General features: G+C 47.1%; 16 protein-coding genes, 1 pseudogene and 1 riboswitch. Of the genes and pseudogenes, 13 read left to right on the top strand and 4 right to left on the bottom strand.

What is annotated here, in order from left to right; all coding sequences use genetic code 11:
* The first annotated feature begins 151 nt into the window (after positions 1-151).
* Entirely contained in the window at positions 152-460 is a 309-nt protein-coding gene (locus tag FEFB_RS01595) for a PH domain-containing protein (protein ID WP_235271947.1), read from the top strand.
* A complete protein-coding gene (locus tag FEFB_RS01590; RefSeq protein WP_047974510.1) occupies positions 450-2,030 on the top strand; it encodes a PH domain-containing protein in 1,581 nt (526 codons plus the stop codon). The genes FEFB_RS01595 and FEFB_RS01590 overlap by 11 nt, the downstream gene beginning before the upstream one ends.
* A gap of 198 nt (positions 2,031-2,228) precedes the next feature.
* Here FEFB_RS01590 and FEFB_RS01585 read toward each other — a convergent pair whose 3' ends face one another.
* Positions 2,229-2,687 carry a MarR family winged helix-turn-helix transcriptional regulator gene (locus FEFB_RS01585; RefSeq protein ID WP_053068909.1) on the bottom strand — a complete coding sequence of 153 codons (459 nt, stop codon included), beginning with the start codon at positions 2,685-2,687 and terminating at the stop codon, positions 2,229-2,231.
* A 132-nt stretch (positions 2,688-2,819) separates the two neighbouring features.
* Positions 2,820-2,908: riboswitch (TPP riboswitch) on the top strand.
* Between the two features lie 141 nt (positions 2,909-3,049).
* Here FEFB_RS01585 and FEFB_RS01580 point away from each other — a divergent pair.
* The 6 genes from FEFB_RS01580 to FEFB_RS01555 all read left to right on the top strand — a co-directional run bounded on the left by FEFB_RS01580 (position 3,050) and on the right by FEFB_RS01555 (position 7,916).
* Positions 3,050-3,706, top strand: a complete 657-nt coding sequence (locus FEFB_RS01580; RefSeq protein ID WP_047974509.1) for a TenA family protein — start codon at positions 3,050-3,052, stop codon at positions 3,704-3,706.
* Positions 3,703-4,518 (top strand): bifunctional hydroxymethylpyrimidine kinase/phosphomethylpyrimidine kinase, encoded by an 816-nt coding sequence (gene thiD, locus FEFB_RS01575; RefSeq protein WP_047974508.1) that lies wholly within the window; start codon positions 3,703-3,705, stop codon positions 4,516-4,518. Before FEFB_RS01580 ends, thiD begins: the two co-directional genes overlap by 4 nt.
* A gap of 13 nt (positions 4,519-4,531) precedes the next feature.
* Positions 4,532-5,179 (top strand): thiamine phosphate synthase, encoded by a 648-nt coding sequence (gene thiE / locus FEFB_RS01570; protein WP_047974507.1) that lies wholly within the window; start codon positions 4,532-4,534, stop codon positions 5,177-5,179.
* On the top strand, positions 5,176-5,967 hold the full coding sequence (thiM, locus tag FEFB_RS01565) for a hydroxyethylthiazole kinase (protein WP_047974506.1): 792 nt from the start codon (positions 5,176-5,178) through the stop codon (positions 5,965-5,967). The genes thiE and thiM overlap by 4 nt, the downstream gene beginning before the upstream one ends.
* A gap of 142 nt (positions 5,968-6,109) precedes the next feature.
* Entirely contained in the window at positions 6,110-6,502 is a 393-nt protein-coding gene (locus FEFB_RS01560; protein ID WP_047974505.1) for a tautomerase family protein, read from the top strand.
* A 241-nt stretch (positions 6,503-6,743) separates the two neighbouring features.
* A complete protein-coding gene (locus FEFB_RS01555; RefSeq protein ID WP_047974504.1) occupies positions 6,744-7,916 on the top strand; it encodes an iron-containing alcohol dehydrogenase in 1,173 nt (390 codons plus the stop codon).
* 153 nt (positions 7,917-8,069) lie between these two features.
* On the opposite strand, the gene FEFB_RS01550 is transcribed toward FEFB_RS01555, so the two are convergent.
* Positions 8,070-9,755 carry an alpha-glucosidase gene (locus FEFB_RS01550; protein WP_047974503.1) on the bottom strand — a complete coding sequence of 562 codons (1,686 nt, stop codon included), beginning with the start codon at positions 9,753-9,755 and terminating at the stop codon, positions 8,070-8,072.
* 165 nt (positions 9,756-9,920) lie between these two features.
* Between FEFB_RS01550 and FEFB_RS01545 the strand changes: the two genes are divergently transcribed.
* On the top strand, positions 9,921-10,769 hold the full coding sequence (locus FEFB_RS01545; protein ID WP_047974502.1) for an alpha/beta hydrolase: 849 nt from the start codon (positions 9,921-9,923) through the stop codon (positions 10,767-10,769).
* A gap of 120 nt (positions 10,770-10,889) precedes the next feature.
* Here the strand turns inward: FEFB_RS01545 and FEFB_RS01540 are convergent, their stop codons facing one another.
* Positions 10,890-11,846 carry a GMP reductase gene (locus tag FEFB_RS01540; RefSeq protein WP_047974501.1) on the bottom strand — a complete coding sequence of 319 codons (957 nt, stop codon included), beginning with the start codon at positions 11,844-11,846 and terminating at the stop codon, positions 10,890-10,892.
* A 136-nt stretch (positions 11,847-11,982) separates the two neighbouring features.
* Complete coding sequence (locus tag FEFB_RS01535; RefSeq protein ID WP_047974500.1) at positions 11,983-13,272, bottom strand: adenylosuccinate synthase; 1,290 nt, start codon at positions 13,270-13,272, stop codon at positions 11,983-11,985.
* Positions 13,273-13,480: 208 nt separating this feature from the next.
* On the opposite strand from FEFB_RS01535, the gene purB reads away from it, so the two are divergent.
* The 4 genes and pseudogenes from purB (at position 13,481) to FEFB_RS01520 (ending at position 23,785) form a co-directional block, all read left to right on the top strand.
* Positions 13,481-14,779: an adenylosuccinate lyase gene (gene purB / locus FEFB_RS01530; RefSeq protein ID WP_047974499.1), complete on the top strand. Its 1,299-nt coding sequence runs from the start codon at positions 13,481-13,483 to the stop codon at positions 14,777-14,779.
* A gap of 347 nt (positions 14,780-15,126) precedes the next feature.
* Positions 15,127-15,315: pseudogene (locus FEFB_RS09130) on the top strand (KxYKxGKxW signal peptide domain-containing protein); the annotation flags it as partial.
* 11 nt (positions 15,316-15,326) lie between these two features.
* Positions 15,327-17,993: a DUF1542 domain-containing protein gene (locus FEFB_RS01525; RefSeq protein WP_047974498.1), complete on the top strand. Its 2,667-nt coding sequence runs from the start codon at positions 15,327-15,329 to the stop codon at positions 17,991-17,993.
* A 26-nt stretch (positions 17,994-18,019) separates the two neighbouring features.
* Positions 18,020-23,785 (top strand): DUF1542 domain-containing protein, encoded by a 5,766-nt coding sequence (locus FEFB_RS01520; protein WP_047974497.1) that lies wholly within the window; start codon positions 18,020-18,022, stop codon positions 23,783-23,785.
* The last annotated feature ends 14 nt before the right edge of the window (positions 23,786-23,799 follow it).

Here is a 23,799-nt window from a genome sequence, read left to right as displayed (position 1 = left end):
CCAGCAACGATTAAAAAGGTCTGGTACATCATGGAAGTCATTGGCGCCATTGTGATTTTAGCCATTTACTTCGCGGGGAATTGGGCACTACAACATTTTTTGAAGTTTTATCTACCCATTTGGGCAATCTGGGGGGCTCTTTTTGGCCATTGTGCTCTGGTTTGTCGTTGGAATTTTATTGGTCCGTTACCGTTATGCTTTTTACCACTTTATGGTGAATGAAACGGATGTTGAAATCAAAAAGGGGTTCTTTTTCCGGACTCATACTGCGATTCCAATTGCCCGGGTGCAGAACGTCGATTTGGACCAGGGACCGATTCTACGGTTGTTTAAATTACAACAGGTGCATATTTTGACGGGTGGATCTGGTCATGAAATTGAAGCCTTAACGGAGGTCGAAGCTGAACAATTTAAGGACAGGGTCGTGACGTTGGCTAGGGAGGCTCGCCATGAAGGCTAAGCACTTACATCCCCTTGCTTTTATTTTGAATTTTTACGAACAATTAAAAAATATGGTGGCTTTAGGCTTGGCCATATTGTTCTTTTTCCATTTTACTTGGTGGGAATGGGTCTTGCTTTTCCTAGCACTGTTGATCTGGTCCATTTTAAGCTTCTGGATGAAGACCTATGAAATCACGGAGAGCGAACTGATTTATCGGTCAGGCGTGTTGGAACGACAAGTTCGCCACTTGCCTTACCACAAAATTCAAAATACCCACCGGAAGCAATGGTTTTTCCTACAACCATTTCATTTGGAGGAGATCGCCGTTGATTCTGGGGGGAAGGGAGCCAAGCAAAATCAGATTTCCCTCTCCGTTGTACCAACTTGGGTGGCGCTTGTTCTTGAGCAAAAGCGACAGGATGAAACGACTAGTCTGGTTACCTTGATTGAACGCGCAAAAGTTCAGGCGCAAAATGAAGGACCAGCGACACAGGAACAAGATGAGTTAGTGGACAAGAAAGACCCGCAGGGGCAGCCGTTTGATGTTGAGAGTGACCCGAAAACCGCCACTCGAACAAGCTCGTTGCGGTCCAATGGTCCTAGCAGACTTTCTGCTGATTCCTATCGGGCTTCTGCTCTGTCTTTGATTATCTACGCCGTGACGACGCCGGAAGTCATCTTTCAATTTTTTATATTTTTGGGTTGGTTCGTTCACTTAGACCAGCAAAAGGTAGTCAGTCGTTGGCTTGAGCAGGAATTTACCAATCATGTTCTGGGATTGGGCACACTGGTGATTGTCTTGCTGGTGGTTCTGTTTGTCTTAATCGTGATTGCTTTTAACGTTTTGCGAACGGTGATCTTGTATTTTGGCTTTGAAGTTCACCATGATGCCGGTCATTTAACGATTGCTCGGGGACTTTTCAAACGACAAACGATGCATCTGTCGATTAACCGGATGCAAACGGTTGAGGTCCGCCAAAATATTTTTCGGCAGGCACTGGGCTTGGCGACCGTCAAGACGCGGTTAATTACCGACGAAAATGGCGAAGACAAGGTTTCTAAAAACGTACCGACCTTGATTCCAATGGTAAAATCAGGAGCTGTTGACCACTACTTGTCACAGTGGTTGCTTAATTTTCCAAGCAAGCCAATCAAAAAGACCAGTAGCTCAACCTACCAGATTTTGACAATGATCCGTAACGGCCTTTTTTGGACCTTACCCCTCGCCGCCGTCCTGATTTATGTTTTCCAACGGTTGCCGCTCGTTGTTTTACTGGTTTTGCTTGTGTTGTCCTTCGTTGTCGGTGCTGGCTGGTATAAAGGGAAGGCGACAACCGCCCAAGTGGTTAACGGCCAGGTTCTTGTTTTAAAAACGGCGAAGAACTACGAAACCATCACCACCTATATTGCCTGGGATAAGATTCAATCGTTGTCCATTAAGCAGAGTTGGTGGCTAGCTCGTCGTAATCAGCGAGCCCACCTTGCCGTGGTGGTCCGAACTGATGCCAGTACGAAGGTTTTGACTGCTCGTTACTTGCCAATGGAGGAGGTCAAAGCCATCTTTGATTGGTACCAATTACTTGGCTAACAAGCACATTCGTTGCTGAAATCAGTGTATAAAAAGTGCTTTGAAACATCATACTTGCTTGCAAGCGGCTGAGCTACGGGTATTTACTTGTGTGAAAAGAAAACGCAGCGCTGATTTTTGGGCCAAAGAAAAAAGAGTCGAGGATACAATTATGTATGCTCGGCTCTTTTCAATTTGTGATGTGATGCTTCGGCAATCTTAGAAGTGGTGGGTTTTGACGACTGCTTGAGCCTGGTCAATACTTTCTGGCAAGGAGGCATCAAATTGGCTCCAGAGGTCTTGGTCAAATTGATTGACGATGTCTAAGGCCTGTTGTAATTTTTCCTCACCAGCTTGGGTTAATGAGAGAGCTTTTGAGCGCGGATTCTTCTTGCCAGGATAGCGGTCCAAAAGATCTTCACGGCTCAGTTTGGTGATAATGGCCGAAGCCGTCATGGCATCGACATCCGCTGCCTTAGCCACCATAATTTGAGTAATCTCGGTATTTTGTAAACTCAGGCCATGAACAGTGGCCAAAATTTGGAATTGGGGGTGGGTTAAGTCAAGCTCGCGGAGACGGTATTTCATTTGGCGGAACCAGTCAGTATACAAGTTGAAAAATTTCTGATTGGTCGAATCCATGTAGCGAGAAAGGGAAGCGGTTTTGACAGGGCTCATGGGAACCTCCATAGTGTTAGAATTAATCTGTAAGTATACTTATAATATAACTGATTTCACAGTGTGTGGCAAGCGCTCACTGAGAAGTTTTTTCACACGGGTTCTAATTTCCGTGCTATACTGCTTGTGTGATAAATAAAGTTGGGGTGCCCTGAGCTGAGAATATACCCATTGAACCTGATGCCGCTAGCACGGTCGCAGGAAACTTCGAAAAGCGGATTTAAATCCTAAAGACATTGTCCATGTTCGGTAATCGTCAGTAGGCCATAAGTCCTCAGCTCAGGCTGAGGGCTTTTTATTTTGTCTAAATGGCGACTAACCCCATAGTCTGCCAAAATAAAGTTGATGATTGAGGAGAAAAAATGACGAAGATGCTGCCGTTTTCCGACCGCTTTATGCAAGTGATGGAGGAACACAAGGCTGATTTTTATGCCAATCCCTTTATCCAAGTAATGATTGCTGGGGAAGTTAATCCTGAGGCGCTGCTCTACTACGTACAACAAGATTACCGTTACCTGGGTCACTATTTGCCACTGTATGAACAGGTTTGCCAGACATTAACCGGACAAACAATTGATGCCGAAGTGGCCGATGATGACCGGGAATACGCCGCGCACAAGATATTACTGGATTTGGCTCAAACCGATGATAAGAGCATCCAGGAAGGCAAGTATCCAAATGCAACGGTTACGGACCAGTACGTTAACCACATGGCTAAATCAGTTCAAAAGGATTCGTTTATCGGCTTGGTTGCCTTGGCTGCCTGCCCTTACGACTATGCCTACTTAGCTGATTTGTTGATTCGGGATGGTCTCATTAAGCCAGACAACCCATTTATGCCATGGGTGGGGTACTACCGGGGGATTGATAAGGGTTTGACGCGACCAATGTTGGCTCTAGTCAATCAGACGGCCGAACAAGTGAGTCCTGAAGTGCAAGAGGAAGCCTTAGCTGCTTTTATCCAATCAACAAAGTATGAAAATCAATTCTTCCTGCAGGGAATGGAGGCAACAAAATGATTGATCCCAACCAATATCCGACAGCATTGACCATTGCTGGTTCTGATTCCGGTGGTGGTGCCGGTATGCAGGCCGATATCAAGACCATGCAGGCCTGCAAGGCCTACTCAACGGTCATAGTGGCCGGGTTAACCGCACAAAACACACTGGGTGTGCAGGGTGCTTATCCAACTGATTTGGCCGTGATTGACCAACAATTTGCCTCGGTGATGGCTGACTTTGATGTTCGTGCAGCAAAAACAGGGGCACTCTTCGATGAAGCCCGTGTTCTTCAGGTGGCGAAAAACATTCGTCACTACCGACAAAAGAACTTCGTGGTCGATCCCGTGATGGTTGCCAAGGGCGGAGCGGCCTTGCTTGACCAAGCTGGCATTGCGGCCTTGAAGAACCATTTGCTGCCACTTGCTACGCTGGTAACACCAAACCTTCCCGAAGCCGAACTCTTAGCCGATATGAAAATTAGTAACCGTGACGGCATGGTTACCGCCGGTCAAAAAATTCAGGCCCTAGGGGTTCCAAACGTTATCGTCAAGGGTGGCCATGGTGAAGGCCCAATCATTTATGATTATGTTTTGCTGGAGAACGAAGAAGGATTCTGGCTTGAAGGACAAAAGGTTGAAACGTCAAGCAAGCACGGGACGGGGGACACCCTCTCGGCTGCGATTACGTCCTTTTTGGCCCAAGGTGATTCTCTGCGAGAAGCAATCGAAAAGGGCCATCGCTATATGAATGCCATTATCGGGCATCCGCTAGTTATCGGTCATGGTCACGGTCCTTTGAATCATGGTCAATGGTCGAATCCAGAAGATTAAGAGGGAAAAGATAATGAATTTTGATCCTGCATCATTAACGGTTTATCTCGTTGTGGGGAGCCAAAACGTCAATGACGACCCAAACGAAGTGATTCGCGTGGTTCAAGAGGCCTGTGACGCCGGCGTAACGGCTGTACAGTACCGTGAAAAGGACCACTCGAAGTTGAACCAAGCGGAAAAGGTGGAATTGGGCCAAAAAATCAGGAGCATTACGAAAGCGGTTAATGTGCCTTTGTATGTCGATGACGACCTGCCTTTGGCACTGGCCATTCAAGCGGATGGTCTGCATGTTGGCCAGGGCGATACGCCGGTGCGAGCAATTCATGAGGTCGCCCCTGATTTGTTACTTGGTTTATCCGTCCATGATTTAAAAGAGTTAGCTGCCAGTGAAGCTGATTTGGCAGTCGTCGATTACTTGGGCGTTGGTCCGGCCTTTGCAACGACCAGTAAGGAAAAGGTCAAGGAGGCTATTGGGACGGAAGGCGTCTTGGCGGTTGCGTCAAAGAGCTCACTACCGGTTGTGGCCATTGGTGGCATCCATGAAGAAAACTGCCAGGAATTGGTAGAGTTGCCGATTGAGGGTGTTGCCGTGATTTCGGCCATTACCGCCAGCGATGATATTCAACGAAGTGTTCAGAAATTACGAGGAGTGACAAAATGAGTCAAACAATCTTAACTGCCGTTCGCCAGAACCAGCCCATCGTCTTGAACGTGGCCAATAGCGTTACCCCCCAATTGGTAGCAAATGCGATTGCCTATATCGGCGCTTCTCCAATTATGCTCGAAGATCCGCTAGATGCTGCTGATTTGACGAAAATTGCCAATGCCGTGACCTTGAATTTGGGTTCAACTTCTGAAAATTCACAAAAGGTGATGATTAATAGTGGGAAGACGGCCAACGAATTGGGCCTTCCTGTTATCTTTGATCCCGTTGCCGTTGGTGCAACGCCACTGCGGTCAAAGCGGGCCAAGGAACTCTTGAAATCAGTCAAGGTGAGCATCGTCCGCGGTAACCTCGGTGAGGTAGCGACTTTGGCTGAAGTGGAATGGGAAAGCCACGGAATCGATGCTGGTAGTGGCACCGCTGACCCAGTTGAAATTGCCCAGAAGGCGGCTCAAAAGCTTGGTGCCATTGTGGTCGCAACTGGTGTTCAGGACTTGGTTTCAGACGGCCAGACGGTCTACCAGATTGCTAACTCGGCTAGCCAATTGGCAACCAATGTTGGGATGGGTGACGCCCTGGATGGTTTGTTGGGCGCCTTTGCAAGTCAAAGTATGGATTTGGCTGATTTAGCCTATGCGACCGCTGCTCTACCAGTTGCTGGCGAATTGGCGGTGGCTGAAGGTGTTGCCGGTCCTGCTGATTTCTTGAACAAGATGCTCGACCAGTTGGGCAACTTGACGGATGCAAAGCTTCAAGGGCAAATCCATCTGCACCAGGTTAAGTGATATCGCCGGGCCAATAGCTCACTCGAAATTGCTTGTGGGTGCCCAGCGCGCTTTGTCAGTGTTCATAACACTCGTGATTGTGCCTATCAGGTTTTTATGCTAGGATTACTCTATTAGCAAAGCTACATGAGGAGAAATGCGCATGCCATTAATGAAAATTGACTTGATTAAGGGTCAGTACGAACCCGCAGAAATTAAGAATATCATGCAACTGTCTTTTGACGTTGCCAAGGAAACGTTGTCACTACCAGACCGTGACCGTTTCCAAATCGTGACGCAACATGAAGACTATGAAATTAATTTTCAAGATGTTGGTCTTGGCTATGACCGTTCAGACAAGGTTTTGTTCTTTACGGTATTGTCAACGCCACGTCCAGTGAAGGCCAAGAAGGAATTCACGCAGTCATTGGTGGCGGCCTTGGCTGACAAGGCCGGCGTTCGTCAGGAAGATGTCATTATCTCCTTTATCAGCAACCATGCTGAAGACTGGTCATTTGGTGAGGGAAAGAATCATTTCTTAAACGGTGACCTTTAATAAAATTAGCTCGCTAGCACTAAGTGTTAGCGGGCCTTTTTGTTACAATCAGCTATTGTTAGCGACTGATCAATTGCCCGTCGCTGCCGTGATGATCAAAAGTGGTCTATGGAAAATTGACAGATGGGTTTTGTTCCTCTAAAATGGATGCACAAACCCTTCAGAGGGTTTAAGTCGAGCGAATAGGCCATTTAAATCACAAATGGTCTGCTTGTATGTTTAAAAAGGAGTTCTGTCAAAAATGGAAAATTTTACATTTAAGAACACAACCGATATTCGTTTCGGGAAAGATCGCTTGGAGACCGAATTGCAGGCTGCGATTGCTCAATTTGGTCCAAAGGTGCTCGTAACCTACGGTGGTGGTTCAATTAAAAAATCAGGTCTGTACGAGCGTGTGATTCAGGCGTTGGCGGGTTTGGATGTGACAGAATTGTTTGGGATAGAGCCCAATCCAAAGATTGCCTCAGTACGAGCGGGGCAAAAATTAGTGAAAGACAACGACATCGATGTCATTTTAGCCGTTGGTGGTGGATCTGTTATCGATGCTTCAAAGGTGATTGCTTCTGCTAAGTTCTATGACGGCGACCCTTGGGACTTGGTTTTGGATTCCAAGAAGCGCTTTGCCATTGACCAGTTGCCCGTTGTTGACATTTTAACGTTAGCGGCTACTGGAACTGAGATGAACACCGGTTCCGTGATTTCTAATCCGGAGACGAAACAAAAGTTGGGAACCGGTGGCCCGAATACACCATCCGTTTCCTTCCTTGACCCAAGCTTGACCTTCTCGGTTTCAAAGTGGCAAACGGCAGCTGGATCAATTGATATCTTTAGTCACTTGACAGAACAATACTTTGACAAAAAGGGTTATGAAAACGATGTTCGCAATGGCTTGATTGAAGGGATTATGCGGACCGTGATTAAGTGGGCGCCGGTTGCCTTGCGTGAACCCGATAACTACGATGCCCGAGCTAATTTGATGTGGGCGTCAACGATGGCCTTGAATGGCTTGCCACGGACAGGGAATGTCAATTCATGGTCGGTGCACCCAATCGAACACGAATTATCAGCCTATTATGATATTACTCACGGTGTTGGCCTTGGTATTTTGACGCCACACTGGCTGGACTTTATCTATTCAGCAGACACCAAGCCTTATTTCGTTTCCTTGGGACGGAATGTTTGGGATTTGGCGGGGGATGACGATGCCGTTGCCACCCAGACAATCGCCAAGACCCGGGAATGGTTGGCAAGTCTTGAAGTGCCAACCACATTGCCTGGTGTTGGCATTGAAACGGACCAGGATTTTGAGGCCATGGCCAAGAGCGCGGTTCAAGTTAACCATTTGGACCACAATGCCTTTGTGAAAATGACTGTGGCAGACGTTCGCAACCTCTTGGAAGTCTCAATGAAATAAGGAAACTGATTTGCTAGGGGGTGAGCTTTCCTCGACTGACTAGCAAATCATTACTACAGCAAAAGAACCAAAGATCGACAATTTGTCGTATCTTTGGTTCTTTTTGTTTGTTTCATGTAGGCGGGGGCTCTTTGATTTAAAACAAATCAGTCCTTAGCGGTTATACAAGTAGGCCTTAGCTTCGTATGGTCGCAATTTTAGACCCAAATCATCTTGGTAATTGCTGATGAGCAACTGGGCATCGGCGGGAACGGGGTAGTCACGTTCCAGATTTTGGTCAGTGAAGTTGTTAATAATCAAGAGTTCTTGGTCATCCCCAATTCGCTTGTACGTATAAACATGGTCATCGGCCGGGTCAATCAATTCGTAGTGACCAGTGGTAATTAGGTCAAGGTCATGGCGGAGCTTAATCAACTTTTGATAGTGGTAAAAGACGGAATTATCGTCGGCCAAAGCGGCGGTCGCATTGATGGTCTCGAAGTTGTCATTCAACTTCAGCCAAGGAGTACCGTCGGTGAAGCCGGCGTTTTTTCCAGCTGTCCACTGCATTGGTGTCCGGGCGTTATCACGCCCCTTATAGTGAACGTAATCGAGCATGGTGTCGTTGTCCACTAATTTTTCCTTGTCGACAATGAACTTCCGACCGTTGATGATTTCGATATCATCGAAATCATCCCAACCCAGGTTGTAGGCATTAGTCATCCCCAACTCCTCGCCCTGGTAGATGTAAGGTGTTCCCTGCATAAAGTGCAAGAGGGTGGCGAGCATCTTGGCTGAAACCTCCCGGTATTCGGCAGAATCGTTTCCAAAGCGGCTAACGATACGAGGTTGGTCGTGATTATCCCAGTAAAGGGAATTCCAGCTATTGCCCTCAAGTTCCGTTTGCCACTTGCTCAAGTTGTCCTTGAGCTTGAGCAATGAAACTGGTTGGTTATCCCATTTACCAAGTGCTGGGTTGGGGTTGTCGTCCAGACCCATGTGTTCAAACTGGAAGACCATGTTCAGCTCGCTGCCGTCGATGCCAGCATACTTTTGGGCATGCTCAATATCGACGCCAGAAGTTTCACCAACGGTCATCAAATCAGCATTGTTCAACACCTTTTGTCGCATTTCCCGCAAGTATTCGTGCACGTGAGGACCGTTGGTGGTCAATGAAACCGGATTAGCATAGGTATTACCGGCGGGCAATGGTGCATCCGGCAATCCATCTGGCTTTGAAATCATCGAAATCACGTCCATCCGGAAGCCATCGATTCCCTTGTCGATCCACCAGTTCATCATTTGATAAACTTGGTCGCGGAGTTCATCATTTTTCCAGTTTAAATCAGGTTGGCCCTCAGCAAAGAGGTGGAGGTAGTATTGACCACTTTTCTCGTCAAACTTCCAGGCTGAACCCGAGAAGAAAGAGGACCAGTTGTTTGGTTCATGACCATCAACGGGGTCGCGCCAAATGTAAAAGTCGCGCTTGTCATTATCCTTGTTAGACCGACTTTCGATAAACCATTTGTGCTGGTCGGATGAATGGTTGACCACCAAGTCCATCACGATTTTGATATCGCGGGCGTGTGCAGCAGCCAATAAATCATCGAAGTCCTGCATCGTCCCAAATTCTGGGTTGATGGCTTGATAATCCGAAATATCGTAGCCGTTATCCTTGTTGGGTGATTGGTAGATGGGGTTGAGCCAAATCACGTCCGCTCCTAATTTGGAAACGTAACTCAGACGTTCCTGAATACCCTTCAAATCACCAATCCCATCGCCATTCGAATCCTGAAAGGAACGAGGGTAAATTTGATAAACGACGGCCTTTTGCCACCATTTGATCGCGCTTGTTGTCATTTAAAAACCTCCAATTTGTTTTTCGGTTGAAAATTGAATCTACCCCATCATTATAAAGAAAATCAGCTGTGAAATAAAGGGGGTTCTAATTTAAAAGGCTTACTTTCCGGTAATAATAGCGGTATAATTTTAGACATCAAATGAGGAATCTTGGAAGGAGTTTCTGTGTTTAAAAAGAAGTTGTTTTGGGGGATTCTGGTTGCGCTAATGGCGATTGGGATTGTCTTTTATCTGGTGGGGTCAAAAATGAGTCCAACCTTGTCCGAGCAAAATGGCCAGCGTCCAAAGGAGGCCACGGTCTTCTTCCACGGCTACGGCTCCAGCCGTAATGCCGAAAAGTCAATGAGTCAGTATTTGGTGGATCATGATTATTCCAATCGACGGATTAACGTGACAGTTGAAAAAGACGGTACGGTCACCATGGATAAGACGATTGCCCCTGGTGACAAAAATCCGATTATCTTGGTCCAGTTTGATGATAATAAAAGCCAAGACTTTAACCAGACTGCTAAGTGGGTTACGACCATCATGACTAAGTTGAGTCAGCAGGGAATTCGGTCGGTTAATCTGATTGGTCATTCGATGGGCAATATGGCGATTGCTTTTTACCTGATGAATGCAGCCGATAATGGCCACGACTTACCGAAGGTCGGCCGCCAGATTTCAATTGCAGGGACATACAACGGGCTGATTTTAGCTAACCCGCAGTCAAATTCACCGTTAAGTGCTGATGGTGAGCCGCAAACGAAGACTGAAATCTTTGACCGCTTAGCGGGTCTGACGGCTTACTATCAAAACCACTCGACGCAGGTCTTGAATATCTACGGTAATTCGACCGGTGGTTCCGCTTCCGATACGACCGTTTATAATAATTCGTCCAAGGCCCTGAAGTACTTCGTGCGTCAGCCAAGTACTTATCAGGAAACGCTGATTGAAGGGGCGGATGGTCAACACTCGAAGCTTCATGAAAATCAGACTGTTGATCAAGATATCCTAAAGTTCTTGCAAAATTAAAACAGACAAAATAAAAATGATTGTAGCCATAAAGGCTGCAATCATTTTTTTGATGTCGTCGCTTGGTCGCCGGCACATTCAGCGCCAGCGAGGCGAGGGAGAGAGCGAGGAAAATAAAGATTAATAGTCAGTTAAGACAACGTAGTCGACCGTCTTAAGGCTGCTCAAGTCCCGACCACCGGCATAAGAAATGGCTGACTGGATGTCTTCTTCCATTTCGGTCAAAGTGTTTTGGATAGGACCCTTGTAAGGAACCAACAACTTGCGACCTTCCACGTTATGAGAGTGACCCTTTTGGTAAGCTGAAGCAGAGCCAAAGTAGGCCTTGTAAGTCTTGCCATCCTGTTCAATCAAGTCACCAGGCGTTTCGTTGTGACCGGCAAACATCGAACCGACCATGACCATTGTTGCGCCAAAGCGAATTGACTTGGCGATGTCGCCGTTGTGGCGAATACCACCATCGGCGATGATTGGCTTAGTGGCTACCTGGGCGCATTGGGCGATGGCGGCTAATTGCCAACCATTAGTTCCAAAGCCAGTCTTGTCCTTGGTGATGCAGGCCTTACCAGGTCCGATTCCAACCTTGGTTGCATCGGCACCAGCAGCCTCGATTTCAACGATGGCTTCTGGTGTTCCCAAGTTACCGACAATCAAGAAGGTGTCTGGCAAGTTTTCCTTAATATAAGTCACCATCTTGATGACATAGTCGGAATGACCGTGGGCAACATCAATTGTGATGTAGTCTGGTGTGAGTTGTGCTTCCTTGAACTGATCAATCAAGGCGTATTCGCCATCCGTAATCCCAAGACTAATGGAAGCAATCAAGCCCTTAGATTGGATGTTTTGAACGAAGTCAAAGCGTGTTTCGGGTTGGAAGCGGTGCATCACGTAGAAGTAGCCATTGGAAGCTAACCATTCGGCCAAGTTTTCATCGATAACCGTGGCCATGTTGGCTGGCATAACAGGCAACTTGAAAGTGTGCTTTCCTAAAGTCACAGAAGTGTCGGCTTCGCGGCGAGACTTCAAGACTGATTTTTTAGGTAAAAGGCGAATAGCATCGTAATCAAAGGTTTTCATAACATAATCTCCGTTTCTGCTGGTACTTTAGTCTAGCAAGACTAGATTAAAGCAATATCAGCAAAGAAAAGAGCGACAGAGCTTGCAGTCCGACCATACCGGTCAGGCCGGCAGGACACTGTCGCCGAGTAGTTCTTTAGTTGTTTTCCCACAAATCAGTTAAGACGTTTGTGGCATCGCGGTCAGGGCCAACGGCAAAGGTTGCCAAAGGCAAATCAACGATTTCGCACACGCGCTTCAAGTAGTTGCGGGCGTTTTCGGGCAAGGCCTCAAGTGACTTGGCCTTGGTGATGTCTTCTGACCAACCAGGTAATTCCTCATAAACTGGTTCGCAGCGTTCCAAATCAGCTTCGGAAGCAGGGTAGTGGTCAATGACCTGGCCATCCAACTTGTAGTGTGTGGCAACCTTAACGGTTTCAAAGCCAGACAAGACATCCAAGCAGTTCAAGGAAAGCTGTGTTAAGCCGGAAACGCGCTTGGCATGACGCAAAGCGACAGTGTCCAACCAGCCGATTCGGCGGGGACGACCTGTGACAACGCCGTATTCGTGGGCGACGTCGCGAATAGTATTGCCAACTTCATCGAACAATTCGGTTGGGAAAGGACCTTCACCGACACGGGAGCAATAGACCTTGGCCACACCGACAACTTGGTCAATGCGATTTGGACCGATTCCAGCACCGACGGCAGCGCCACCGGCAATTGGGTTAGACGATGTGACGAATGGATAAGTTCCATGGTCGATGTCCAACATGATTCCCTGGGCACCTTCGAACAAAACGCGCTTGTCATTGTCTAAAGCTTCGTTAATTAAATAGGAAGTGTCGGCCACAAAGGGACGCAACTTTTCGCCATATTCCTTGTATTGGTTGAAGATTTCATCAAAATCAAGGGGTTCGCGGTCAAAAACCTTGGTCAAGAACAGGTTCTTCACTTTCAAGGCCTGCTTTAAACGCTTTTCCAAAACCTTTGGTTCAAGCAAATCAGCAATGCGAATCCCAATTCGATCCAACTTGTCCTGGTAGGCAGGTCCAATTCCTTTGTGGGTCGTTCCAATCTTTTCTTTCTTTAAACCTTCTTGCAAGGCATCAAAAAGGGGATGATAAGGCATAATGACTTGGGCTCTTGAAGAGACCTTTAAGTTATGAACGGTGACACCGTTTTCCTTTAAATAGTTAATTTCATTAAATAGTGTTTCTGGGTTGACCACAACACCGGTACCAATCACGTTGGTAACCTGTGGCAGGAAGATTCCAGAAGGAATCAACTGCACGTGGAGTTTCTTACCATCGATGACCAATGTATGGCCAGCGTTGTCGCCCCCCGCATAGCGGACAACGAAGTCGGCCTTCTGACTCAGAAAGTCTGTAATTTTACCTTTTCCTTCGTCACCCCATTGGGCGCCGGCAATCACGATTGAAGACATGGTTTACCTCTTTTATCATTTATTGGCCATTTTTGACCAAAGGTTAGTATACGGGGAAACGTTCAGAAAATCAAGGGAAAATCAGGGATTGATTCGGTTTTAATGTTCGGATTCTGCATAAAACTGATTTATTTAATAAATAGTTCGTATTTATACCCAAATTCTTGCTATAATACTCTTGCACGTTTGATAAAAAAGGAGAGTCATAATGTTAGACCGTTATAGTCGACCAGCCATGCGTGATATTTGGTCACTGCAAAACCAGTACCAAACTTGGTTGGATGTTGAAATTGCCATTGATGAAGCTTGGTCAAAGTTGGGCGAAATCCCAGCTGAGGATGTTGAAAAGATTCGTCAGAATGCCACCTTTGATGTTGCGCGCATCGAAGAAATTGAAGCGGTCACACACCATGATATTGTTGCTTTTACCCGGACAGTTTCAGAATCATTGGGTGAAGAAAAGAAGTGGGTTCACTTCGGAATCACGAGTACAGATGTTGTCGATACTTCATATGGTGTTCGTTTGAAGCAAGCTAACGCCATCTTGGAAGAAGACTTGGAAAACTTTATTGCCGTTTTGAAGAAGAAGGCAATCGAGTATAAGGATACGGTCATGATTGGCCGGACACACGGTGTTCAAGCCGAACCAACGACCTTTGGTTTGAAGATTGCTCGTTTCTATTCTGAAATGGAACGCAACTTGGAACGCTTTAAGAAGGCCGCCCGTGGTGTTGAAGCTGGTAAGATTTCTGGTGCCGTGGGTACGTTTGCCAACATTCCACCTGAAATTGAACAGTATGTTTGTGAACGCTTAGGTTTGCACGCTCAGGAAATTTCATCACAAGTTTTGCCACGTGACTTGCATGCCGACTATATGGCTACTTTGGCCTTGATTGCTTCAAGCATGGAAGGTTTCGCTGTGGAAATTCGTTCATTGCAACGTTCTGAAATCCACGAAGTCGAAGAAAAGTTTGCTAAGGGCCAAAAGGGTTCTTCCGCAATGCCGCACAAGCGTAACCCAATCGGTTCAGAAAACATCTGTGGCTTGGCTCGCGTGGTTCGTGGCCAAATGGTGACTGCTTACGAAAACATTCCTTTGTGGCACGAACGTGATATTTCACATTCATCAGCCGAACGGATGATTTTGCCAGACAGTACGTCATTGTTGGACTACATGTTAAACCGTTTCATGAAGATCATCGACACGCTGACGGTCTTCCCTGAACGCATGAAGTCAAACATGAACTTGACGCACGGTCTGATTTACAGCCAGCGTGTGTTGTTGAAGTTGATTGAAACGGGAATGGCTCGTGAAACGGCCTATGACTTGGTTCAACCTTTGACAGCCAAGTCATGGGATGAAGGTCGTTCATTCAAGGACTTGGTTGAAGGGGACAAGACGATTACTGCCCACTTATCACAGGCAGAAATCGACGACGCCTTCGATTATCACTATCACTTGAGCCAAGTTGATACGATCTTCAAGCGCCTTGGTTTGACTGACTAAAAAATTAATCTTAACCGTATATAGGAAGTAAAATTTCGCAGGATTCTTAGCTGCGAGTTTTACTTCCTTTTTTTGTCGATCAATGGACCCCAGTGCAAAATCAGTTTTAAAAATGAAATGTTACGTGATTATTTATTCTAAAAAGTATTACATTGTTACGAAAATAAGTGTGACCTTAATATTACAGAACGAGCTGTTTTTTAGAATAGTTTGAGAAAAATATTAGATATATCATTGTGAGGTGTCTAGAATAACGAATACTTTACGTTCTGCAATTAGAAAATTTTTGGTATAAGATGCCTATTTAAAGGGGATTATCCGATTATCTTCTAAGTTATAAACATATAATGAGAATTAGAAAATTAATAAAATCTATTCTAAAAAACAGTGTAATACTATTGCGATGTTTTGTATTTTTTATTATAATAATGTTTGCAAATAATATCAAACATTTCCCGGAGGTGTCAAACGTGGAAATTAGAGTAAATAAATTTCAAGAAAGAACGCATTTCAAGATGTACAAGTCTGGCAAGCAAAAGTCGCCGGAATGGCGACTTTTGCTTTGGTTGGTGCGACCCAGGTCATTACTGGCCATGCGCCAATTGATTTCGGACAAAACATCACGGCTCATGCGGCGGACTCAACCACAACCTATTGGATGGGTCAAAATCAAGAGTACTATAAGCGTTATGCAGATACACCGGATGCTTCAACTGTACCACTGTCATTACAGCAAAAGTGGGGTTACGCAAGTTCTGAAATTAAGACTTTGCAAAACCCAGCAACAGGAACAACTTTTAAGTTCGATAGTTTGACCTATGATAAGTCAACGGGCTTGTATACGTTGTCGGTTAAGTTGAACGTGCCAGTTTTGACTACTAGTGGTTCTGGCCGTAGGTCATATCTTGATTTGGGTTTGTCAGATTCATTGGCTGCCAAGACGACGGGTATACCACAATTGACCGCCGCTAACGGAAACCCTGGTACGTTGAACCAAAACTTGTCTGATACGAATACGGCCATTCGTCAGGATGTGACCCTGACGAATGCTACTAAGCAACAGCAACAAAAGACTGCCCAGGACGCTTATAACCAGGCATTGATTGCCTTGGCGGCTGCGAAAGCTGCCCAGGATATCCTTGACCAAACAGCCACAGGGAATAGCAATATTGCTGGTGCTCACGTTAGTGGTTCAAGCTTGACCAGCCAACGTCAGGCGGTTCAGGCTTTGCTTGATGGCGAAAATAACCAAGTAGCCGGGGCGATTAATGTGGATGGCTCTTTAACTACTGCTGACAAATCAGCACAGGCTAACAACTTGGCAGCTGCTTATCAGCAAGCCAGTCAAGCGCTGTCTGCTGCCCAGGATGGTCAGGCAATCCTTGATGCGAAGACGACTGGCTTAGCGAACATTGATCGTACTCACGCGGCTGGTGTTGGTGTTGACCAGCAGAGAAAAACAGCCCAATCCGCCCTTGATTTGGAAAATACTCGGGTCCAGGGCTTGATTAACAATGATAAAACCCTGCTCAACAGTGAAAAACAAGCCGAATTGGCCCAGTTGCAGGCTGCCTATCTCCAGGCACAAACCGGCCTGGACCAGGCCCAGGATGCGCAGGGGATTCTGGACGTCAAGACAACTGGCATTAACTCATTGGCACCAAACTATACGACCGGTCAGTCTCTGGCTGACCAGCAACGGGAAGCGAGCGATGTGTTGACAACTGCTCAAAAGACTGTGACGAATGCCATCAGCAATGATGGTACTCTTTTGAATACCCAAAAATCAGACCAACAGCAAGCCGCTTTAATGGCCCAAGAAAATGGACAAACCGCAATTAGCCAAGCAACGGATGCGCAGGGGATTGCGGATGCCAAGGCCAATGCGCTTGTGCTCATCAGTCAGGCCCACCAGCCACAGACTGACATTACTAGCCAGCGCCAAAGCGTCTTGGATGCTTTGCAAGCGAAGAATGGTCAAGTTTTCAGTGACATTCAAAGAGATGTTACGCTTTTGGATAGTGAGAAGCAGGACCAAGAGGGCAATCTGGCCAAAGCTTATCAGGCCGGCCAGGTTGCGCTGGCTGCTAATCAAGCCCCAGACGCACAAAGTATTTTGGATGCACGGAATGCGGCCATTGAGAAGATTGATGGCAGCCATGTTCCGGGAACTGATTTGTCTAGCCAATTACAGGCGGCCATTTCAAGCTTACAAGATAAGCATACTTATACCATTCAGGCAATTCGTGCCGACAAGACTTTAACAACGGCTGATCAGACCCTGCAGGTTGACAACGCCGATACTGCTTTTCAGACTGCTCAAAGTGCGGTTAATGCTGATGCAAATGCCCAAATATTAGCCGATGATTTGGCGACCGGTTTGACTAATATTGCAGCCACTCACCAGGTTGGCCAGGCAGTGGCAAACCAACAACAGGCCGCGATGAGTGTTCTGCAAAGTTTCGCCAAGCAGGCAGTGACGGCAATTAATACGGATGCGACTCTGTTGACTAGTCAGCAGCAAAGCCAGGTTAGCCAGGTCAACCAAGTCCTGGCAAATGCTGAGGCAACGATTCAGGCCGACGATAACGCTCAGGTCATTCAAAACGATCAGGTAATGGCTGCCAGTCAAATCAATGCTGTCCATACCTCTGGTCAAACGCTCGACCAGCAGCAAGCCAGTGCTTTAGCTCAGTTGGAAAAAACCAATAATCAAGTTTTGGCGGCAATTACAGGGGATGTCACGCTGACTGATACAGTTTCGACTCAGCAAAAATCAGCCTTGGCAACTGCCTATACAAGCGCCCAAGACCAGATTCGCCAAGCAACGAATGCGCAAGCAGTCGCTGATCAGTTGGCTCAGCAGACAACTAATTTGCCAGCCAGCCACCAAGCCAGTGACATAATTGCCAACCAAATTGCCACTGCACAAAGTAATTTGAAGGCCGTTCAGGACGGCTTGGAAAGTGACATTCAAGGCGACGTGACGTTGTTGGATGTTGAAAAAGCCAGTCAGTGGGCTCAGGTCCAAAGTGATTACAAGAAGGACCAGGCTTCTTTGGCCAAGTTGACGACTGCTCAGGCCATTTTAGACCAGTTCAACCAGGCGAAAGATCAATTAAAGTCCGACCATGTGGCCGGTGTGGCGCTTGACCAGCAACAAAGCAATGACGTAGCTGCTTTGACCAGTCAAACGATACCTACGCCACACTGATTGACCAGGCGACGGCAGCTCAGGCCGTGGCAGATCAAAAGGCTACCGGTTTAGCGGCTATTAAAGCGGATCACCAAGTAGGTGAGGCTGTTTCGACACAGGCCCAGGCTGCCATAGCTGCCCTGACAAAGTTGGCCAGTCAAATTGTCACTGCTATTAGTCTCGATGCGACATTGACAGATAGCCAGGAGGCTAGTCAGCGCGCCCTGGTGCAAACTGACCTGCAAGAAGCACAAGGAAAGCTGCAGGGTGCGCAGACAGCTCAGGCGGTTGCTGATTTGCAAAACCAGTACCAAGAGCAGCTAAATGCTGACCATCAAAGCGCCAGTAGTCTCTCTGAGCAGTTGCTACAAGCTCAGACTGCGTTGAGTGACTATGCTAGCGGTCTTCAGGGGGAAATTTCAAGTGACCCAACACTGTTGGCATCTGAACAAACCACACAGACTGAAGCGGTTACTGCTGCTCTTGCACAAAAGAAAATTGATTTAGCTACTGCGTCAACTTCGGCCCAAGCTCTTCAAGATGCGTTAGCTCAGGCAGAAAAGAATCTTGACCGTCTGCACCAGCCAGGTCTCGATTTACCAACGCAAATCGCCAATGCCAGTCAAACTTTGACTGGGGTGGTCAAGTCAATTAACCAAGCCATTACCAACGATGTGACCTTGACCGAATCCGCTCGCCAGACGCAGCGAGATGCGGTGACACAGTTGGTGGCTTTGGCTCAGACTGATTTTAATAACGAAACAACGGCTCAACAACTGGCCGACCGCTTAGCACAGGTCAACAACGACGTGGCGAATGCTCATCAGGCTGCCCAACCACTGCCGGACCAAAAGAAGACGGCTTTGGGACAGTTGCAGTCAACTTATCAGGAAACCCAAAAGGCCATTAACAGCGACGTTATGTTGACGAACACTGTTAAGGCTAGCCAATTGACAACTTTAGACTCGAATTACAGCTTGGGTCAGACGGAGATTAACAACGCCACTTCTGCTCAATTAGTTTCGGATATGCAATTCTCGTGGTCACAAAAGCTGAATAACTCGCACGTTGTCGGCAAGGACCTGGATAGCCAACGTGACGATGCCAAGACGGCCATTAAGACGCAGTATACGACCACTTTGACTGCCTTATCCAACGATAAGACATTATTGACGGCTGATAATCAGACTCAGACGACCAATGTTAACAATGCCTATGACCAGGCGGTTGCTTCTTTGGCAGTCAACCAAACAGTTGATGCGCAGAGTATTCAAGATGCTGTGGCTGCCGGTAAAGCAGCCATCCAGGCGGCTTATATGCCGGGAACGTCACTGGCTGACCAGCAAAAGGGTGCAACGGGTGTTGTTAATCAAGCTGCCGAAGCCGTTATTATTGAAATCAGTGACGACGAAACGCTGACTGTTTCAGCAGTCGCAACACAGAGTCGAGCCGTGACTGATGCTGCTAATGTGTTACTCAAAAAGATTACAACGACAACGGATGCCCAAACGATTGCCAATACGATTACGAATGTGCAAAGCGTTTTGTCCGCCTTGCATACCGCTGGTCAGCCGGTTAATAGCCAGCAAAAAGCAGCCAATGCTGCTGTGAACGGAGCCGGTGATAGTACTAACCAGGCCATCAACGGCGATGCAACGCTGAGTGAGGCTGAAAAGGCGGCTCAGAAGGCTGCCGTGGCTCAAATTATTCAGGCAGCTATTAGTAAAATTAACGTTGGTACCAAAGCAGCTCAAATCGAGGCTGATAAAAACCAGGCTATTCAAGACATCACTGCTGCTCACCAGCGTGGTCAGGCAATCAGTAACCAACAAGCAGCGGCTATTACTGTTTTGCAGGCTGAAGTGATGAAGGTCAAGGGTTTGATTGAGAATGATGGCACTTTGCCTGAGGCGGAACGGACGTCGCAAAAGGCAGCGGTTGATGATGATTATAACTTAGCTGAAGCAGCCGTTAATAAGGCTCAGACAGCCGATGATATCAACACGGCCCAAGTGAACGGTATTAACAGTATTGATGCTGATTACAAGGCGGGGGATGATATTGCCTTACAGAAGCAGGCGGCGGTTGAGAGCCTGCGTGATGAGGCACAGAAGGTTCAAGCGGCTGTCCAAAGTGATCCAACTTTGGATACGGCAACGATTAACAACCAAATTACTGCTTTACAGGCTGCTCGAGATGCTGCAATCACCAAGATCAATGCTAGTGATACGCAAATGGCCGATCAAATCGATACAGCCAAAAATGATGGTGTAACAGCCATTGACAATAGCCACGTGGTTGGGACTGATTTGCTAACCCAGGTACAAAATGGCTTGAATCAACTGCAGGCATCGAATGCGGCCGTTACTTACGCGATTAATACCGATAAAACGCTGACGAATGTCACGAAGCAGACGCAAAAGCAGAACCTGGCAACTGCTTACCAAGATGGCCAGACAAATGTGAAGAAGGCCGTGAATGCCCAGCAAATTGAAGATGCGGTCACCAATGCCCTGTCCGCAATGGATCAAACTTACGTTGAAGGAAATTCGGTTGATAACCAGCGGGCCAATGCCTTAAACAAGTTGCAAAACTTAGCACAAGGCTTTAAGGCCTTGATCAATATCGATCCAACGTTGACGAATGCCGATAAGCAAAGTCAGGCCCAGGACTTAGCGCAGGCTGTTACGGTAGCGCAGACATCCTTGTCTACTCAAAATACACCGGATGCCCAGTCCATTGCGGATGCCTTATCACAGGCCAACCAGAATTTGGCTGTGACCCACAAGAGTTCGACATCCATCTCCGACCGGATTACCGACGCTAAGTCACAATTGGATCAGGAGCTTCAAACGATTAATGGCGTGATTGAGGGAGATGCCACCCTCTTAACGACAGAAAAAGCCGCGCAAAAATCAGCTGCGCAGGATGCTCATGAAAGCGCAGTGGCTAGTTTTGTGTCGTCCTTCTTAATGGATGCGCAAACGGTCCAAGATCGACTAAATGTTGGTCTGAAGGCGGTTGATGCAGCCCATACCAGTGGGACTGACTTGGCCACACAACAAAAGCGGGCCATTGATGAACTGACTCAAACAGCTAAAAACACGAAGCAAGATATTACGAGTGATAATACCTTGCTCGAAGTAGAACGAACCCGCCAACGTGGCTTGATTGATCAGAGCTTGGTGGATGCGGCGAATGCTTTGCAAGCCGTCAAGAATGCTGACAGCATTCAGAGCTTGCAGAACCAGTATGATCCACAGATTGCTGCAGATCATCAGATTGGAACGCCACTGGCCGACCAGCAAACGAGTGCTAAAAACGACTTAGGTCAATATGCCGGTTCTGATAGTAATCAAACCGGTGTTTGGTTGGCCATTGACCGTGATCAGACCCTAACGAATGCTCAAAAAGCCAATCAAAAGGCTGATTTAGCAACAACTTTGGTTAGCTATCAGGACAAGGCCATTGTGACGCCGGATACCCAGTCACTGGCTGACTTGGTTGCAAAAGCCCACAATGCTCTAGACGTCACCCATATCGTAATGAGTACACTAGCTGACCAGCGGGTTACTGCCAACAAACAGTTGGCTGTTCAGCTTGCTCAAACCAAGGGCCAAATTGCTGCCGAAGTCACTTTGACAACGGAACAAGCAGCTGAGCAGACGAAGGCCGCTGTTGCGACTTTGGCCACAGTTCAAACGAATTTGGCCAATGCAACCGATGCACAAGCTATTTTGGATGTGACAACGGCTGGTTTGCAAAGTATTAGTCAACAATTCCAGCCAGGCCAAGCGCTTTCAGGCCAAATTAATGATGCAAGGGAAGCCATTCAGGATGCGGTTGTTGTCACTAAGGTAGCGATTGATATTGACAAGACATTAAATACAGTCGATAAAGCCAAGCAGGACCAGGCAGTTGATGCTACCTTGACGGGTGTTGACGATGACCTTGCCAAGGCTTCGAACGCCCAAGCTATCCTGGACTTGAAGAATAAGACCATTGCAGCGGTCAACGACGTTTATCAAGCAGGGGCAGCCATCAGCGCTCAGCAACAAAAAGCCAATAATAGCTTGGCTATTACGGCCAATCAGGTGCTTCAAGCTATCTCCAACGATCCCAATTTGACGAATGCCCAGCGGGTGAGCCAGCAACAAGCTGTCACGACTGCTTTGTCGAGCGCCCAGGCAGCCATTAATGCTTTGTCCGATGCCCAGTCCATCTTGGATGCTCAGGTCCAGCAGACCATGACTATTCAAGATCAACACGTCTTACAACCAAGCGTGCAGGCTCAGCAGGCAACAGTGCGACAAAACTTCCAGGATGAGCATGACCAAATTCGTCAAGAAATTGTTGATGATCAGACTTTGACTACCGCAGACCGCAATAGTCAGTTAGCAGCTGTCGATCAGGCTTTGACGACTGCCAATAACTTGTTAACGAATACTGTCAATGCGCAAGATGTCTTGGACTCTCAGACGCAAGGTCTCAAGGGCATTGACGCTAGCCACGTTCCTGGCCTTTCTTTGGATGCCCAGGTCCAAAATGCTGTAAAGACTCTAACTGATTTACAGGATTCCTTGACGGCAGCAGTGATGAACGATTCAAACCTCCTTGATCGTAGTAAATCAGCTCGAGAGTTGCTCTTATCATCATCATTATCTAAGTGCACTGATAAACTGAACGATGCTCTGGCGGATTCAAAAACCACCGGACAAACAATTTTAGACTTGCTGACGGCTGGCCAGCAAGAATTGCAAAAGGACCGTCAATCGGATGACGGCCAGGGCGCCAGCACTGATCAGCCATTGGCAACACAGATTACAGCGGCTTTGCAACAAGTTAACCAAAAGTCACAGAACGTTCAAAACAATATTAATCAAGATGATTCATTGAGTCAGGCACAGATTGACCAGCAAACGGCCGCTAACCAGCAATTATTGCAACAGGCACAGACTGATTTGAACGGCAAAACGAATGCACAAGCATTGGCCGACCACCTACAAGCCGCTTTGAGCGATTTGAATCAAATCCACGTACCAAATTCAGTTTCACTGGTAGACCAGAAAAGTACGGCAGTGGCTAACTTAGATAAGCTGTATGGTCAAATTAAAGATGCCATTACCGCAGATAATACCTTAACCAGTAGCCAAAAGGACCAGCAAATTGCTGATTTGGACCATGCTAAGGCGCAAGGCGACGATAAGTTGAAACAAAGCACCCGGGCAACTGAGTTGAATCAGCAGATTGAACCAATTAACCAGGTGCTTAGTGCAACCCACGTGGTGGGAACGGCAGTTGATAGTCAGCGCCAGAGTCAAGAAACCTGGTTGGCTAACCAAATTCAGGCCTTAACGGACCGACTAGCAGCACAAGCCGTTTCGTCAGCCGACGCAACGACTCTGCAGGAAACAATTCGCCAGACAAAGGATAGCTTGCAAGGTCAAATTGAACAGGCTGCTAATGCAGATGACCTACAATCCGTGCAAACAAATGGTCTTTCAATCCTGGCCGGCGTGGCCTTGCAGATTCAGCAAGCACAGGTCCGCTTTGCTATTAATCAAACGGCTGACCAACAAGTAGTAGCCATCAATCAGGATGCTTCCTTGACAAAGGCTGGGCAAGGTGGTCAAGACGGCCAGGTCCAGCAGGTCAACGATGCTCGGGCAAGTATTTTAGCCCAGATTGATGTAGCGACAGCGGCTAACCAGTTGACTGCCTTGCAAAATACTGGACTGACAACCCTCACGCTGATTCATCAACAGGCTGCAAAATCAGTTGACCAGCAGCGCCAAGGAGCAGCCGATTAGGCTCAAAATGCGGT

Source organism: Fructobacillus sp. EFB-N1 (assembly GCF_001038455.1).
GTDB lineage: Bacteria > Bacillota > Bacilli > Lactobacillales > Lactobacillaceae > Fructobacillus > Fructobacillus cardui.
This window is presented reverse-complemented; position numbering and strand designations above follow the sequence as displayed.

Coding starts and splice junctions, on each gene's coding strand:
- FEFB_RS01590 (WP_047974510.1), top strand. CDS start 450: ATGAAGGCTAAGCACTTACATCCCCTTGCTTTTATTTTGAATTTTTAC.
- FEFB_RS01585 (WP_053068909.1), bottom strand. CDS start 2,687: ATGAGCCCTGTCAAAACCGCTTCCCTTTCTCGCTACATGGATTCGACC.
- FEFB_RS01580 (WP_047974509.1), top strand. CDS start 3,050: ATGACGAAGATGCTGCCGTTTTCCGACCGCTTTATGCAAGTGATGGAG.
- thiD (WP_047974508.1), top strand. CDS start 3,703: ATGATTGATCCCAACCAATATCCGACAGCATTGACCATTGCTGGTTCT.
- thiE (WP_047974507.1), top strand. CDS start 4,532: ATGAATTTTGATCCTGCATCATTAACGGTTTATCTCGTTGTGGGGAGC.
- thiM (WP_047974506.1), top strand. CDS start 5,176: ATGAGTCAAACAATCTTAACTGCCGTTCGCCAGAACCAGCCCATCGTC.
- FEFB_RS01560 (WP_047974505.1), top strand. CDS start 6,110: ATGCCATTAATGAAAATTGACTTGATTAAGGGTCAGTACGAACCCGCA.
- FEFB_RS01555 (WP_047974504.1), top strand. CDS start 6,744: ATGGAAAATTTTACATTTAAGAACACAACCGATATTCGTTTCGGGAAA.
- FEFB_RS01550 (WP_047974503.1), bottom strand. CDS start 9,755: ATGACAACAAGCGCGATCAAATGGTGGCAAAAGGCCGTCGTTTATCAA.
- FEFB_RS01540 (WP_047974501.1), bottom strand. CDS start 11,846: ATGAAAACCTTTGATTACGATGCTATTCGCCTTTTACCTAAAAAATCA.
- FEFB_RS01535 (WP_047974500.1), bottom strand. CDS start 13,272: ATGTCTTCAATCGTGATTGCCGGCGCCCAATGGGGTGACGAAGGAAAA.
- purB (WP_047974499.1), top strand. CDS start 13,481: ATGTTAGACCGTTATAGTCGACCAGCCATGCGTGATATTTGGTCACTG.
- FEFB_RS01525 (WP_047974498.1), top strand. CDS start 15,327: ATGGCGACTTTTGCTTTGGTTGGTGCGACCCAGGTCATTACTGGCCAT.